The sequence below is a fragment of the Marinobacter sp. genome (assembly GCF_048269445.1).
Lineage (GTDB): Bacteria > Pseudomonadota > Gammaproteobacteria > Pseudomonadales > Oleiphilaceae > Marinobacter.
This window is the reverse complement of the sequence record NZ_JBLXIQ010000003.1, coordinates 471,300-485,499: the sequence shown is the minus strand read 5'-3', so window position 1 is coordinate 485,499 and position 14,200 is coordinate 471,300. Positions and strand designations below refer to the sequence as shown.

Here is a 14,200-nt window from a genome sequence, read left to right as displayed (position 1 = left end):
GTGCTGGGTTTTCAAAACAGGGCCAGGGTGCTGTCTGGAATATCTGTTACCAGCATATGGCCCGGGCTGTGGGTGATAGCAAATGACACACCGGAATCGATCAGAACCTGCTGGGGCGTAACGCCACAGGCCCAGAACACCGGAATCTCGTTTTCGTCTACGGAGACCGAATCGCCGTAATCGGGCGAATGCAGCTCCGAAATGCCGATGAGTCCCGGATTGCCCAGATGTACCGGTGCTCCATGCACCTGGGGATAACGGGTAGTGATCTGGATGGCTCGGATGGCGTCGGCCGCCGAGAACGGGCGCATGGAGACCACCAGATTGCCGACAAAGCCCCCCGCGGGCGTCAGCGGTACCGAGGTCTGGTACATCGGCACGTTCCGGTCCTGGTCAATGTGGCGTACCCGCAGACCGGCCTGGATCAGGGCATGCTCGAAGGTAAAAGAACAGCCAAGGGCAAAGGTCACCAGATCGTCACGCCATTCAGCGGCGACATCGGTCACCGTTTCGCTGGCAACGCCATTGCGATAGATTCTGTAGGCCGGGACATCCCGGGCGAGGTCGAGATCGGTGGCCATGGCCTCGCAGGTGCGCGCTCCGGGTTCGCTGACCGCCAGTAGCGGGCAGGGTTTCGGATTTGCCTGGCAGAAGCGCAGAAAACCGGCGGCCTCGGCTTCGGGCAGGATGACGAGGTTGACCTGGACATAGCCGCTGGCAAGACCGGATGTCGGGCCGGTGAGCAGACCTTCCCGAGCGGCCTTTCGCACCGCTTGGGGCGTGGAGTGCACATTCAGGGTGTGGGTCGCTGCCATGATGCTGCCTCAGAATTGTATGATTTTTACATTTAAGGCAGAGCTGGCGATTAATACAATTCGAAAGATGGGATCAGTTGTGATCGAAAAAGCTGATCAGTTAGCATTGTCGGGCTGTGCAGGGGTGTTTTTTGCGGCCGGTGTCCGTTTTTCCGCGGTGGACAAGGCCAGTTCTGCGATGGCCTGCACTACATTTCCGCTAGGCCCGGTTCGATAGGCCGCACTGAAAGCCAGGTCAGGAACGTCTGCCTTAACCTCAAAGCGGCGTAGGGTGCCGGCACTGAGTTCGCGCTGGAGGATTTCCCGGGGCAATGCACTCACGCCCAGGCCATCGACCGTCATGCGGATGATCGTGGATAGTGACGAACTGGAGTGAATCCGCGTGGAGTGATTCATCGGGTCCACCAGGGAGCGGATGGCCATATAGGGCTGGCTCTTTCTTGGGTAGGTCACAATGGGCCAGGTGGACAGTTCCGCCAGCGACATCGCCTGGTCGGGAAGGTTGAGCTTGGGGCTGGCGACCCAGATCAGGGAGTAGCGGCAAAGATCCCGGTTGATGATGCCGGGTTGGTTTACGCCGCCCATCAGGAACGCGATATCGATTTCGTGGTTGACCAGTTTCTCGGCAAGATTGACGGAGATGTCGACGTCCAGCTCCAGGTTGATGGCCGGATAGGCTTCACTGACCCGTTCAATGAGCTGTGGCAACCAGGTGTGGGCAATGGTTTCCGACACCGCCAGGCGGATGGTGCCCTGAATTGACGACGGTTTTGCCACCGCTTGCATCATCTCGCCATGCAGGCTCAGCATTTTTTCGGCGTAAATCAGAAACTCCCGGCCCTTGGCAGTGAGCGTGATCTTTCTGGACGAACGATCGAACAATTCAACACCGAGCTGATCTTCCAGACCGGCAATTCGCGCAGAGACGGACGGCTGGGAGGCATAGACCCGGCTGGCCGCTGCCCGGAAGCTGCCGAGCCTGGCAATCCAGATAAAGGTTTCCAGTGTTCGAATGTTCATGCCACCACCGCATTGCCGACAGGATAAGAGGATCATAAGCTACGGCGACAGGCAGCGCCAAAACAGCCCGGTCGATATCGCATGTCGTCCCACTTCGTGGTATATCAGCGGACGTAAAGTAACATTCCCAATATTCTGGAAATACCGAACATGCCAAAAGCCAGTGAAATCAAGAAAAATTCTGCGGTTGAATACGAGGGCCGCGCCTATTTTGTGAAAGACATCGAGCGCTCGGTTCCCCAAGGCCGGGCGGGCGGCAGTCTGTACCGGATGCGGATGTATGACGTGGTCACGGGAAGCAAGCTTGATGAGACATTCAAAGACTCGGACATGCTGAACCTGGCAGATTTGGTGCGCAGGCCTGCCTCGTTCTCTTACTCGGATGGTGATGAGTTTGTGTTCATGGACAGCGAGGATTTCACCCAATACAGCCTGAATCGAGAGGCCATCGCCGACGAACTGCTGTTCATCAGCGAAGACACTCAGGGTCTGATGGTGATTCTTGTCAGCGATGTCCCGGTCGCTCTGGCTCTGCCGCCAACCGTGGATCTCGAAATCGAGGAAACGGATCCTTCCGTTAAAGGTGGTTCAGCAACCGCCAGAACCAAGCCGGCGAAGCTGACCACGGGTCTCGTGGTGCAGGTGCCGGAGCATATTTCCACCGGTGATCGAATCCGGATTAATGTTGAGGAGCGCAAGTTCCTGGGCCGCGCCTGATCGCAAGCCGTTCTGAAGTAAGTGCGACGTAAGGAAACCCCGTGAAACCACTAGAAACAATAAAAGTGCTGGTGGCCAGCGTGATCTCGGTTGTGGTCATGGTGGGCATTGCCCGGTTCTCCTACACGCCGATGATCCCCGAAATGGTGGCGGCGCTGGGGCTGAGCAAATCCGTGGTGGGCATGCTGGCAACCGTGAATTACGCCGGTTACCTGACCGGTGCGCTGCTTATCACCCGAATCAGCGATCTTGGTCTCAAAGTAAGGCTGTACCAGCTTGGGCTGGTGGTTGCGGTGATTTCGACGGTTCTCATGGGCTACACCACCAATGTGTGGGTGTGGTTCGTGTTGCGGTTTGTCTCCGGGCTGAGCACGTCGGCGGGCATGCTGTTGGGTGCCGGACTGCTGATGAGCTGGCTGATCAAGAACAATCAGAAGTCCGAGCTTGGTGTTTTCTTTTCCGGCATCGGGCTCGGGATTGTCCTGACCGCCGTGGTGGCTCAGCTGATCAAGGATGCCTTTGCCTGGGATCAGCAATGGGTGATCTATGGGCTGGTGGCCCTGGTGTTGCTGGTGCCCGCCTGGCGCTGGATGCCGGATTACCGGACCTGTGCGTTGCCCCGAACCGGGGGTGAAGGTACCGGGGATGAGCGGAGCCGCTTCATTCGTACTCTGCAGTTGGCCTATTTCTGCGCCGGCGTGGGCTATGTGGTTACGGCTACGTTCCTGGTGGCCATCGCCGAATCCATGCCGCAGCTCAGCGGCCACGGTTGGCTGATCTGGCTCATTGCCGGTCTCGCTGCCACACCGGCCTGCTGGCTCTGGGATGTGTTCTCGCGCCGATGGGGGCAGTGGCTGGCGCTGTATCTGGCCTACGTGCTCAATTCCGTGAGCATCCTGATGCTGATTGTTAACACCAGCATGGTCAGCGTGATGCTCAGTGCGGTGATTTATGGCGCCAGCTTCATTGGCATCGTCAGTATGATGCTGGCGATGGTGGGGCGTGTGTTCCCCGAAAATCCGTCCCGGCCCATGAGCCGGCTGACCTTCAGCTATGGCATAGCCCAGATGCTGGCCCCCGCCGTGGTCGGTTACCTGGCCGATGTGGAGGGTAATTATACCAATGGCCTCTGGCTTACCCTGATTGTAATGGCCCTTGGTGTGGTGGTGTTGCACCTGGCGCGGCGGGCGCAGCAACGCCAGGAAGAGGCTGTCACCGTCGGATGACTGGCCGATCTGGTAATTGGAACTCAAATACGAAAGGAAAGGATCCCATGTCCGGCAAACCATCGAAACCCGTGACTGCCTCTGCCATCGAGAAACATGTCTACAAGGTTTTCCCGAACGACATGAACTCCCATAACACCGTGTTCGGTGGAATGATCATGGCTAAGTGTGACCGTCTCGCGCTGGTTGTGGCTGAGCGCCACTCAGCCCATGTCTGCGTGACGGCGGCGGTGGATTCCATTCATTTCAGGGCGCCGGCCAAGGGAAACGATACTCTGTTGTTCAGCCTGGCTCTGAATCGAAGCTGGGGATCGTCGATGGAGATCGGTGCCAGGGTCGAAGCCGAGAACAGTTACACCGGCGACACCCGTCACATTCTCTCGGCGTTCTTTACGTTTGTGGCTCTGGACGAGCGCGACAAACCGGTGGATGTGCCGGAGGTGATTCCTGAGACTGCAGAGCAGAAACGCCGTTATGGCAATGCCCAGATCCGGCGCCAGGGGCGCTTGAAGACCCGTAAGCAGCTGGCTTCATCGCCCGATTGAAAGTCAGTCGTCGGCCAACTGTGTGCTCGTCTCGAAGGTTTCCCGCTCAGCGACCGGGTTGCTCGGGATGGCCGTATCGCGCAGGCCTCCGAAGCGTTTGTAAAACTTCTCACTCGGGCCTGGCAGAGGGCCCGAGGCATTTTCCAGAGTTTCGTCCAGCCACTTCTCGGCCCGCGCGTAGATTTTCCGGTACAGGTTTCGGCAAAGCTGCTTGGCGCTGCGACCTTCCCAGTCACCTGGTAAAAGTTCATCGGGCAACAGGGGGTCACGAAGAAGAATTTTGCGGTACTCGTGGATCAGCAGGATTCTGAGAAGCAGGCACTCCTCTGGGCTGAGTGTGTCTTCGGACTGCAGTTCCCGCCACAAGGGGCGGAACTGTTTCAGGAAGCGCCGGTAGCGGCCGCCAAGCTCCTCCAGGTTCCAGCTCTCGCGAACCTGCAGGCGAAGTGCCTTGGGGCTTTTCTGCTCCATGGGCATGGTTTGCATCACGATGGTGTCTTCAAGGGCGCCCCATTCCTGCAGCATGGGAATTAATTCGCTGCGGGTAAATCGGGGGTGCTCCATCAGGCCCGGCGCCATACTGCCAAAGCTTAGCCACTTCAATTCCTCCCGGACTTTCTGACGAAGTTCGGGAGTTAGCTGGTTCAGATACACAAGGCACCAGCTGCCGCTCCATTCCTCGGTATCAAGGTTGTAAACGTGCTGGAAGGCCTGCTCGAACCGTCGCAGCCCGGGGCCGGTCAGGCTGTAGTAACTGCAGCGCCCGACCTTTTCGGTCTGAAGCCAGGACTCCTGAACCAGCCGATAGACGGAAGTGCGAACCAGCCGCTGGCTGATGCCCATGGGTTCGACCAGCTTCATCAGACTGCCAAGCCAGACATTACCGCCGCGGGGGACAATGGCGTCGCCATAGATGGTGATAATCAGAGAGCCGGCGCGAAGCGGCCGCTTCTTCTGGAAGTTCTTGACGAGCAGTTCGAGCTGGCTTTTTGCAGTCATGGCCTAGGTTCGCAAATAAGAATCAATGAAACACGTTGTACGTATTATGCGGGTCTTACGTGTCAGGTAAAGGTTTGTCTTTCTAATTGCTGTGCTGGCGCGTTGTGTCAGCGTCGGCTTTACTTAGGGGGCCGTTGTTCGACTCCCTGAAATCAGTTGACATGGAAGTTATGATACAATAACTTCGTTTGATATTCGTCAATGGTATCGAATTTTACCGGGAGCGAAGAAACAAAAACACACAAGCCCCTGCAAAAATCGGGAGAACAAAAACAATGTTTAAAACAGTGATTTGTCGCGCAGGAAAATGCGCAGCCGTCGCAGCCGCCGGCCTCATGATGATGAGTGCGCAGGCAGCTGAACCCATCAAAATAGGTTCGTTCCTGTCTGTGACAGGTCCAGCATCCTTTCTTGGCGATCCCGAGCTGAAAACGCTCGAGATGTACGTCGAAAAAATCAATGAAGAAGGCGGTGTCCTGGGTCGTCAGCTGGAGCTGATTCATTATGACGACGTTGGCAACGCTTCCTCTGCCCGTAACTTTGCCAGCCGCCTGATCCGCTCCGACCGGGTCGATATTATCGTCGGCGGCAGTACCACCGGCGCGACAATGGCAGCCGTCCCGCTGATTGAGCAGGCCCAGGTGCCGTTCATCTCCCTGGCCGGTGCGGTTGTTATTACCGATCCAGTGAAAAAATGGGTCTTCAAGACTCCGCAAACTGACCGCATGGCGGCAGAGCGTATCCTTGCGGATATGAAAGATCGCGGGATCACCAAAATTGGCCTGATTTCCGGCACCGGTGGTTTCGGCAGTTCCGGCCGCACCCAGACTCTGGAAGTGGCGGAGCAGATGGGTATGGAAGTGGTGGCCGATGTCACTTACAGCGGATCTGATACAGATATGACCGCCCAACTGACCAATATCCGTAACACAAGTGGTGTGGAAGCGGTTCTGAACTTCGGTTTTGGCCAGGGCCCGGCCATCGTAACCCGCAACTATGCCCAGCTGGGCATGGAGCTCCCGTTCTATCAGTCGCATGGTGTTGCATCTGACAGCTTCCTCGAGCTGGCAGGTTCATCCGCAGAAGGTCTTCGTCTTCCCGCGTCACCGCTGCTGGTTCCGGATTCCCTGCCGGCAGACGACCCCCAGAAAGAAGTGGTTCAGAACTACAAGGCAGAGTATGAGGCTCGCTGGGATTCCAAGGTGTCAACCTTCGGTGCCTATGCCTACGACGGCCTGATGCTGGCGGTTCGGGCTATGGAAGAAGCCGGTTCTACCGATCCGGAAGCCGTTCGTAACGCACTGGAAAACATCAAGGGCTATGTCGGTGTGACCGGTGTGTTCAACATGTCACCGGAAGACCACAACGGCCTTGCCCCGGAATCCTTCCGCATTCTGGAAGTCCAGAACGGCGAATGGAAACTGATCGACTGATACCCCTTTAACCTGTCTCGCGGCTGGCGACGAACCCTTTTCAGGGCAAGTCGCCAGCCGATGTTCGACCGGAACCACCGCTATGCTCGCAGAATTCTTACAGTACCTGTTCACGGGGATAACTATCGGTGCGACCTACGCCCTGATAGCCCTCGGTTTCACCCTGATTTATAACGCCAGCCATGTCATCAACTTCGCCCAGGGCGAATTCCTGATGATCGGGGGCATGGCAACGGTTTCCCTGACAGCCATGGGCGTGCCCATGGTTCTGGCCGTCTTGCTTGCGATTGTCCTCGCGGGTTTGCTCGGGATCGCTCTCCAGCGCCTCGCAATTGCGCCGGCAAAGCAGGCCGACGTGGTTACCCTGATTATTATTACGATCGGTGCGTCCATCTTCATCCGTGGCATCGCCCAGCTGGTCTGGGGTAAGGAATACCATGTGATGCAGAATTTCAGCACAGACCAGCCTATCCAGGTATTTGGTGCAGTGCTGAACAGCCAGAGTCTGTGGGTTCTGGGTATCGGCGCTGTCATGGTGGTGGCTTTGGTGCTGTTCTTCACCAAGACGCTGATAGGCAAAGCGATTCTGGCAACATCTATGAACAAGGAGGCGGCACGCCTGGTTGGCATCCGCACCCAGATGGTGCTTATGCTGGCTTTTATGGTGTCTGCCCTGCTTGGCTCGGTAGCTGGAATTGTGGTGGCGCCCATTACCTTCACTTCCTATGACATCGGTATCATCCTCGGCCTGAAGGGCTTCGTTGCCGCGGCAATCGGTGGACTTGGCAGCGGTGTGGGTGCGGTTGTTGGTGGCCTTGCTCTGGGCATTGTTGAAGCCATGGCGGCCGGTTATATCTCCTCCGATTACAAGGATGCGGTAGCGTTTTCAATGATTCTGTTGGTGCTCTTCTTCATGCCCCGCGGACTCTTCGGTGCCAAAGTTGTGGAGCGTGTCTGATGCTGAACCGGTTTATGCAGTCACGCCTCCGGGGTCTGATGGTCCTCGCATTAATCCTGATTATTCTTCCGGCTTTTCTGGGCAACCCGTTCCATTATGAACTGGTAATCCAGATGGCCATCATTGCCGCCACGGTTGTCGGCCTGAACCTGCTGGTAGGTTTTGCCGGCCAGATCAGTCTCGGCCACGCTGGGTTCTTTGGCCTGGGTGCTTATTTCACCGGTATCGCAACCGGGACTTACGGCTGGTCTTCTATTCCCGCGCTGGTGGTCGGTGCCATGGTCGTCGGCATCATCGCCTGGGTCGTGGGGCGGCCGATCCTTCGACTGAAGGGGCATTACCTGTCCATGGCAACCCTCGCGGTGGGCTTCATTATTTCCATCATTCTGAACAACGAGCGCGCCATTACCGGTGGCCCGGACGGAATGCCGGTTCCCGCCTTCGATCTGTTCGGCTGGGAGCTCAGCACTTTTGGCCGGTACTCGTTGTTTGGTGTGGATATTTCTGGTGTTCAGGCCTGGTATATCCTGGCCAGTGTGGTGCTTCTGCTGGCGGTATGGTTCGCTCAGAACCTGATTGAATCACCTATCGGCCGGGCTTTACGCTCCGTGAAAGGCTCGGAAGTCGCTGCCAGCGTGGTGGGCGTTGACACTGCGAAGTACAAGAGCCTCGTATTCGTGATCTCCGCCGTCTATGCAAGCATCATGGGTGGCCTGTACGCCCACTTTCAGGGCTTTATAACGCCGGCAGTGGCAAGCTTCGAGTTCTCCATTCTCTTTATAACCATGGTTGTCCTGGGAGGCATGGGCTCCACGTTCGGTGTGATTCTGGGCGCCGTGGTGCTGAAGCTGTTGCCCCAGGTTCTGGCGGACTTCCAGGAACTTGAAACCGTGATGTTCGGCCTGATCCTGATGCTGACCATGATCTTTATGCCCAAGGGCCTGTTGCCCACCATCAGCGCAATTGTTTCCAAAAGAATGCGCAAGAAAGCGGGAGGTGAGGCATGACCGCACTGGTTGAAGTCAAAGGGCTGGATAAGGCCTTTGGTGGTGTTCACGCGGTGGAAGGTGTCAGTTTTGCCGTGGAGGCGGGGCAGGTCTATTCCGTGATTGGCCCGAACGGCGCAGGCAAGACCACGCTGTTCAACCTGATTACCGGCCTTTACATCCCCACGAAGGGTGAGATTCTGCTGAACGGTGAGAGTACCTCGAAACTCGAGCCCAACCAGCTTGCGGAACGGGGCATGTGCCGGACGTTTCAGCAGATGCAGATCTGCATGAATATGACCGCCATCGAGAATGTGATGCTCGGCCGGCACCTGCAACTCAGGAGCAGCCTCTTCACTACGCTGTTCCGGTTGCCGTCCCTGCGTCGTAATGAGACAGCCGCCCGTAAGCGTGCGGCTGATCTGATGAAGTACGTGGGTTGTGGTGATTACCTGGATGCAGAGGCCTCGGCGATGTCCTACGGAGCGCTCAAGCGGCTCGAGATAGCCCGTGCGCTGGCAGCCGAGCCGAAGGTAATCCTGCTGGATGAGCCGGCGGCAGGCCTTAACGCCACGGAAACTGCAGCACTGGAAGACTTAATCCGGAAAATTGCGGATCAGGGCATTACCGTGATGCTGGTTGAGCACGATATGAGACTGGTGATGGGAATCTCCGACCGGTTGCTGGTGCTTAATTATGGTCGCGTTCTGGCTGAGGGTACGCCCGAGGAAATTCGTCAAAACCCGGACGTTATCGCCGCCTATCTGGGTGGCTGAGCAAGGAGACATTTCACATGAGCGAGCAACACACTGAAATGGCGCCTGCCCAGTCACGCAGTGAGCAGGCCGTCCGAATAATTGTTCAGGAACATCAGGCGCTGTGGCGGGTTCTGGATCTGCTGGATCAGCTTCTGAGTGATATGAACCTTAACGACCAGCGGCCGGATGAACGGCTTTTCAAGACAATCTTTGATTACATTCAGCACTTCTCCCGGCGGGTGCATAGTACTCCCACGGACATTGAGCTCTACAAGCGGCTCAGTGAGAAGTCGCCCGAGACTGGGCCCCTGCTGGAAAAGCTGGCCAAGGGCTACGTGATTGGCCATGAAAAGCTCATGGAGTTGCGTCAACTGCTGTCAAGGTGCGAAGCAAGCTGGCCGGAAGGTCGCGAGGAATTCAGTCACGCCCTGGCGCGTTTCACGGAAGCCTTGCGTAAGCATATCCGCAAGGAAGAGGGTGTGGTTATCCCCCGGGCCCGGAAACTGCTGACTGAGGAAGATTGGCAGCAGATCATTGAATCGCGGGATGTGGAAAACGACCCTTTGTTTGGCGAGCGGGTCCGGGAAGAATTCCGGGAGTTGCGTCACCAGATCGTCAGCTATACCCCGGAGCAGTTCGGGGGGCTGGGTCTCAAGCATGCGGACCGCGTTACCGCGCCTCATGCAAAACAGGAAATGCTGTCCATCAAGGGGCTGGTTACCTCCTATGGCCAGATCGAGGTGCTGCATGATGTCGATATCCGGATCAATAGCGGCGAGATCGTCTCGCTTGTCGGGGCCAACGGTGCCGGCAAATCCACCCTGCTGATGACCATCTCCGGGTTACAGCCTACGGATCGCGGCGCGATCACCTTTGAGGGCAAAGACCTGGCGAAGATTCCTGCTGATCAGCGGGTCGCCGATGGCATTGTTCAGGTGCCTGAGGGCCGGCAGGTGTTCAAAGACCTCAGTGTGCATGACAACCTGTTGCTCGGCGCCTACACCCGTGGCAAGACGCCAGAGGTGATGGGCGATCTGGAACGTATGTACACCAAGTTCCCCATTCTTCGCCAGAAGCGCCATAACCTGGCGGGTGAACTGTCCGGTGGTCAACAACAGATGCTCGCTATGGGGCGGGCCTTGATGGCCAAACCGAGGCTGCTGCTTCTGGACGAGCCCAGCATGGGGCTGGCGCCGTTGATTATCGAAGAGATTTTCAACATCGTGAAAGAACTGAAAGAGGAAGGTATTACCATCTTCCTGGTGGAGCAGAATGCGTCCCAGGCGCTGGCATTGGCCGACCGTGGTTACGTGCTTGAAACCGGTAAGGTGGTGATTGAAGGCACCGGCCGGGAACTGCTCAGCAACGAGAAGGTGCGTGAGGCCTACCTGGGGATGTAACTGCCCTGCTTTTTCACAGCACCAATAAAAGGGGGACAGGTCTTGCGACCTGTCCCCCTTTTATTTGCCTGACGCCTTCTCCCTGGGGTCCAGGACAGGGAGAGAGCAGCGAAGCCCGATGTTACTCGGGCTTCTTGGCAACCAGCGTCAGGATGTCGTAGCTCGCAACCATGTCATCGTTCTGGTTGTGAACCTGAACATCCCAGACAACCACACCCTGGGGGTGCCCGTCTGGTGATGTACGACCCTGATCAATCTTGCGTTTACACGTCAGGCGGGCACGGATCGTGTCGCCTGGCGCCACTGGTTCGATAAAGCGCAGGGTATCCAGGCCATAATTCGCCAGTACCGGACCTTCGCCCGGATAAACGAACAGGCCCGCCGCCGCAGAAAGCACAAAGTAGCCATGGGCAATGCGCTTTCCGAACTGGGAGTCCCGCGCCGCAATTTCATCAAAGTGCATATAGAAGTGATCGCCGGACAGGCAGCCAAAGTTGACGATGTCCGCCTCGGTGACTGTGCGCCGGTGCGTCAGCAAGGATTCGTTGATCTTCAGATCCTCGAAGTGACGACGGAACGGATGCACATCGGTTTCGATCAGTTCGGCACCGCGCACGTACTCGCGGGTGACTGCCGCCAGCATGGTCGGGGAGCCCTGAATCGCCGTTCTTTGCAGGTAATGATGCACCGCGCGGATGCCACCGAGCTCTTCGCCACCACCGGCGCGACCCGGGCCACCATGCTTGAGCATGGGCAGCGGCGAACCGTGACCTGTGGATTCCTTTGAAGCTTCGGCGTTGAGCAGGTGCAGGCGCCCGTGGAAGGCCGCCAACAGGGGTACGATCCTGCCAGCAATGGCAGGGTCGCGGGTGGTCAGTGTGGTGACCAGTGAGCCCCGGCCTTGCGCACACAGAGTGACTGCGTCTTCAATGGTGTCGTAGGGGATCACCGTTGCCACCGGACCAAAAGCCTCTATGTCGTGAGCACCACAACCATTTTCCGGGCTCCGGCACAGCAGCACGTGCGGCTCAATGAACGCGCCTTTCTCGGTGCCTTCGCCAGTCGGTTTGAAGCTTCCGTCGCCACCGATGACCAGTTCGCTGGTCTTGAGGAGTTCCTGGATATTGGCTCTGACGTCTTCCAGCTGTTCAATGGAGGCCAGGGCGCCCATGCGTACGCCTTCAACGGAAGGGTCGCCGACGGTGACTTTCGACAACCGCTCTTTCAGCCTCTCGCAGACAGCGTCCACGCGATCTTTCTGCACCAGGATGCGGCGGATGGCGGTACACTTCTGCCCGGCCTTAGCCGTCATCTCACGGCCCACTTCCTTCACGAAGATATCGAACTCTTCGTGCTCGGGGGTCACGTCTGGCGCCAGAATGGCACTGTTCAGTGAGTCGGCCTCGGCATTGAACGGAATCGAACGGTTGATGATGTTCGGGTGATTCTTGAGTTTGCGAGCGGTTGCTGCCGAGCCGGTGAAGGTGACCACGTCCTGCTCTTCAAGATGGTCGAACAGATCGCCGGTGCTGCCAATAATCAGCTGCAGACTGCCTTCGGGTAGCGCCCCGGATTCCTGCATCAGCCGAACGGCGAGTTCGGTCACGTAGCAGGTGGAGGTCGCCGGCTTCACAATGGAGGGCATGCCCGCCAGGAAGGTCGGCGCGAATTTCTCCAGCATGCCCCACACCGGGAAATTGTAGGCATCAATGTGTACTGCGACTCCACCTCGGGGCACCAGGATATGGGTGCCGGCAAAGTGGTTGTTCTTGCCCAGAGGGGTCACCGGACCTTCGTGCACGACATTGCCGGACGGCAGTTCGCGGCGGCCCATGCTGGCATAGGAGAACAGGGTGCCGAAACCGCCATCAATATCGATACCGTTGTCGGCCTTGCTCGATCCGGTATGCATCGACAGTGCGTAAAGTTCTTTCTTATGTTCCTGGAGGTACATGGCCATGGCCTTCAGGGCCAGGGCGCGCTCCTGGAAATCCATGGCCATCAGGTTCTTGCCGCCTACCTTGCGGCCATACTCAACGGCTTTCCTGAAATCGAGGGTGTCGTCGTGGGTATGGGCAACGATCTCGCCGTTCACGGCGCTGGGCAAAGCCTTGGCGGCCTTTTCACCGACCCACTGGCCGGCAATGAAACTTTTCAGGACTGACATGGGAAACTCCATTCGTATCTGAAACGCCAAGGCAAGCCCCGCGGAAACGGGACTTGCCTTGCTGATATCATACTTGTTGGCTGGCCGGGGACTACATCTCGTCGTAGTCCAGAACCACCTTGTCGCTGATCGGGTAGCACTGGCAGGAGAGCACGTAGCCGGCTTCGACTTCATAGTCTTCCAGAGCAAAGTTCTGGTCCATTTCTACCTCGCCTTCAACAACCTTGGCGCGACAGGTGGAGCAGACGCCGGCTTTACAGGAGTAGGGCAGATCGGCGCCTTCCTCATTGCCGGCTTCGAGGATGCTCTTGGTATCACGAACCAGCGGGAAGGTCAGGGACCGACCGTCGGCGATCACCGTCACTTCACTGATGGACTGCGGATCCACTTTCGATGGCGCCCGGTCTTTTCGGGCCTGGGGTGCACCGCCGACCGGGGTAAACAGCTCGAAATGGATCTTGCTCTTGTCCAGACCATGGCGAAGCAGGGAATCCCGCACATCCTCAGTCATTAACTGCGGGCCGCAGATGAAGGCCGCAGTAAGTTCTTTGACGTTGATCCAGTGGTCGAACAGGGCATCGCACTTGTCGTGGTCAATCCGCCCGTTGTAAAGGTCAATGTCCTGCTCTTCGCGGGTGAAAATGTACACCAGGTTCAGACGGGCCATGTATTCGTTTTTCAGGTCCTGGAGTTCGTCCCGGAACATGGTGCTGCTGGTGGCTTTGTTGCCATAGAACAGCGTGACCTCGCTCTTGGGCTCGGTTTCCAGGGTGGTCTTGACGATCGACAGGATCGGTGTAATGCCACTGCCTGCGGCGACCGCCAGGTAATTGCCTTTACGCTCGGGATCCAGGTCGATGGAGAAGTGGCCCTGGGGCGGCATGACTTCCAGCGTCTGGCCAGGTTTCAGTTGCTCATTGGCAAACGTGGAGAAACGGCCACCGGCAACCTTCTTGACCGCAATGCGCAGTTCCTGATCCTTGACGCTGCGGCAAATCGAGTAGGAGCGGCGAACTTCCTCGCCACCCAGTTTGGTTCTGACAATCAGGTGCTGGCCCTGCTTGTAGCTGAACTTCTCCGCCAGGTCTGCAGGCAGATCGAAAGCAAGTGATACGGCGTTTCTTGTTTCAGGTCTGACCTCTTTGAGGGTCAGTGAGTAGAATTTGTTCATGATCG

Annotated in this window: 13 protein-coding genes and 1 pseudogene; 9 read left to right on the top strand and 5 right to left on the bottom strand. The window is 57.4% G+C overall.

Translation table 11 applies throughout. The features are described from left to right. Positions 1-11 precede the first annotated feature (11 nt). Together ACN0XM_RS08520 and ACN0XM_RS08515 are read right to left on the bottom strand one after the other, a co-directional pair. Complete coding sequence (locus ACN0XM_RS08520; RefSeq protein WP_417566498.1) at positions 12-815, bottom strand: putative hydro-lyase; 804 nt, start codon at positions 813-815, stop codon at positions 12-14. A gap of 96 nt (positions 816-911) precedes the next feature. After that, positions 912-1,835 carry a LysR family transcriptional regulator gene (locus tag ACN0XM_RS08515; RefSeq protein WP_417566497.1) on the bottom strand — a complete coding sequence of 308 codons (924 nt, stop codon included), beginning with the start codon at positions 1,833-1,835 and terminating at the stop codon, positions 912-914. A gap of 150 nt (positions 1,836-1,985) precedes the next feature. On the opposite strand from ACN0XM_RS08515, the gene yeiP reads away from it, so the two are divergent. From yeiP to ACN0XM_RS08500, 3 genes are read left to right on the top strand one after another with little or no spacing between them, the layout of a single operon-like run. After that, positions 1,986-2,552, top strand: coding sequence for an elongation factor P-like protein YeiP (gene yeiP / locus ACN0XM_RS08510; protein WP_417566496.1), 567 nt, complete (start codon positions 1,986-1,988; stop codon positions 2,550-2,552). Positions 2,553-2,593: 41 nt separating this feature from the next. Beyond that, positions 2,594-3,778: a YbfB/YjiJ family MFS transporter gene (locus ACN0XM_RS08505; protein ID WP_417566495.1), complete on the top strand. Its 1,185-nt coding sequence runs from the start codon at positions 2,594-2,596 to the stop codon at positions 3,776-3,778. Positions 3,779-3,825: 47 nt separating this feature from the next. Then, complete coding sequence (locus ACN0XM_RS08500; RefSeq protein ID WP_417566494.1) at positions 3,826-4,323, top strand: acyl-CoA thioesterase; 498 nt, start codon at positions 3,826-3,828, stop codon at positions 4,321-4,323. A gap of 3 nt (positions 4,324-4,326) precedes the next feature. Here the strand turns inward: ACN0XM_RS08500 and paaX are convergent, their stop codons facing one another. After that, entirely contained in the window at positions 4,327-5,322 is a 996-nt protein-coding gene (gene paaX / locus ACN0XM_RS08495) for a phenylacetic acid degradation operon negative regulatory protein PaaX (protein WP_417566493.1), read from the bottom strand. A gap of 275 nt (positions 5,323-5,597) precedes the next feature. On the opposite strand from paaX, the gene ACN0XM_RS08490 reads away from it, so the two are divergent. The 6 genes and pseudogenes from ACN0XM_RS08490 (at position 5,598) to ACN0XM_RS08465 (ending at position 10,857) form a co-directional block, all read left to right on the top strand. Next, entirely contained in the window at positions 5,598-6,755 is a 1,158-nt protein-coding gene (locus ACN0XM_RS08490) for an ABC transporter substrate-binding protein (RefSeq protein ID WP_417566492.1), read from the top strand. 82 nt (positions 6,756-6,837) lie between these two features. After that, positions 6,838-7,713: a branched-chain amino acid ABC transporter permease gene (locus ACN0XM_RS08485; RefSeq protein WP_417566491.1), complete on the top strand. Its 876-nt coding sequence runs from the start codon at positions 6,838-6,840 to the stop codon at positions 7,711-7,713. Next, the gene (locus ACN0XM_RS08480) at positions 7,713-8,720 is read left to right on the top strand and encodes a branched-chain amino acid ABC transporter permease (RefSeq protein WP_417566490.1); all 1,008 of its coding nucleotides are present in this window, start codon (positions 7,713-7,715) and stop codon (positions 8,718-8,720) included. The genes ACN0XM_RS08485 and ACN0XM_RS08480 overlap by 1 nt, the downstream gene beginning before the upstream one ends. Beyond that, positions 8,717-9,475: an ABC transporter ATP-binding protein gene (locus tag ACN0XM_RS08475; protein WP_417566489.1), complete on the top strand. Its 759-nt coding sequence runs from the start codon at positions 8,717-8,719 to the stop codon at positions 9,473-9,475. The genes ACN0XM_RS08480 and ACN0XM_RS08475 overlap by 4 nt, the downstream gene beginning before the upstream one ends. Positions 9,476-9,492: 17 nt before the next feature. After that, a pseudogene (locus ACN0XM_RS08470) lies at positions 9,493-9,942 on the top strand (hemerythrin domain-containing protein); the annotation flags it as partial. Positions 9,943-10,152: 210 nt separating this feature from the next. Beyond that, complete coding sequence (locus ACN0XM_RS08465; protein WP_417566608.1) at positions 10,153-10,857, top strand: ABC transporter ATP-binding protein; 705 nt, start codon at positions 10,153-10,155, stop codon at positions 10,855-10,857. Between the two features lie 121 nt (positions 10,858-10,978). Here ACN0XM_RS08465 and paaZ read toward each other — a convergent pair whose 3' ends face one another. Both paaZ and paaE read right to left on the bottom strand, forming a co-directional pair. Next, on the bottom strand, positions 10,979-13,024 hold the full coding sequence (gene paaZ, locus ACN0XM_RS08460) for a phenylacetic acid degradation bifunctional protein PaaZ (protein ID WP_417566488.1): 2,046 nt from the start codon (positions 13,022-13,024) through the stop codon (positions 10,979-10,981). A gap of 91 nt (positions 13,025-13,115) precedes the next feature. Beyond that, the gene (gene paaE / locus ACN0XM_RS08455; protein WP_417566487.1) at positions 13,116-14,195 is read right to left on the bottom strand and encodes a 1,2-phenylacetyl-CoA epoxidase subunit PaaE; all 1,080 of its coding nucleotides are present in this window, start codon (positions 14,193-14,195) and stop codon (positions 13,116-13,118) included. Positions 14,196-14,200: the final 5 nt, after the last annotated feature.

What these genes read in the sequence shown, in the direction of transcription:
- ACN0XM_RS08485 (WP_417566491.1), top strand. Translation starts at nt 6,838, where the DNA reads ATGCTCGCAGAATTCTTACAGTACCTGTTCACGGGGATAACTATCGGT.
- ACN0XM_RS08465 (WP_417566608.1), top strand. Translation starts at nt 10,153, where the DNA reads ATGCTGTCCATCAAGGGGCTGGTTACCTCCTATGGCCAGATCGAGGTG.
- ACN0XM_RS08490 (WP_417566492.1), top strand. Translation starts at nt 5,598, where the DNA reads ATGTTTAAAACAGTGATTTGTCGCGCAGGAAAATGCGCAGCCGTCGCA.
- ACN0XM_RS08515 (WP_417566497.1), bottom strand. Translation starts at nt 1,835, where the DNA reads ATGAACATTCGAACACTGGAAACCTTTATCTGGATTGCCAGGCTCGGC.
- yeiP (WP_417566496.1), top strand. Translation starts at nt 1,986, where the DNA reads ATGCCAAAAGCCAGTGAAATCAAGAAAAATTCTGCGGTTGAATACGAG.
- paaE (WP_417566487.1), bottom strand. Translation starts at nt 14,195, where the DNA reads ATGAACAAATTCTACTCACTGACCCTCAAAGAGGTCAGACCTGAAACA.
- ACN0XM_RS08500 (WP_417566494.1), top strand. Translation starts at nt 3,826, where the DNA reads ATGTCCGGCAAACCATCGAAACCCGTGACTGCCTCTGCCATCGAGAAA.
- ACN0XM_RS08480 (WP_417566490.1), top strand. Translation starts at nt 7,713, where the DNA reads ATGCTGAACCGGTTTATGCAGTCACGCCTCCGGGGTCTGATGGTCCTC.
- paaZ (WP_417566488.1), bottom strand. Translation starts at nt 13,024, where the DNA reads ATGTCAGTCCTGAAAAGTTTCATTGCCGGCCAGTGGGTCGGTGAAAAG.
- ACN0XM_RS08520 (WP_417566498.1), bottom strand. Translation starts at nt 815, where the DNA reads ATGGCAGCGACCCACACCCTGAATGTGCACTCCACGCCCCAAGCGGTG.
- paaX (WP_417566493.1), bottom strand. Translation starts at nt 5,322, where the DNA reads ATGACTGCAAAAAGCCAGCTCGAACTGCTCGTCAAGAACTTCCAGAAG.
- ACN0XM_RS08475 (WP_417566489.1), top strand. Translation starts at nt 8,717, where the DNA reads ATGACCGCACTGGTTGAAGTCAAAGGGCTGGATAAGGCCTTTGGTGGT.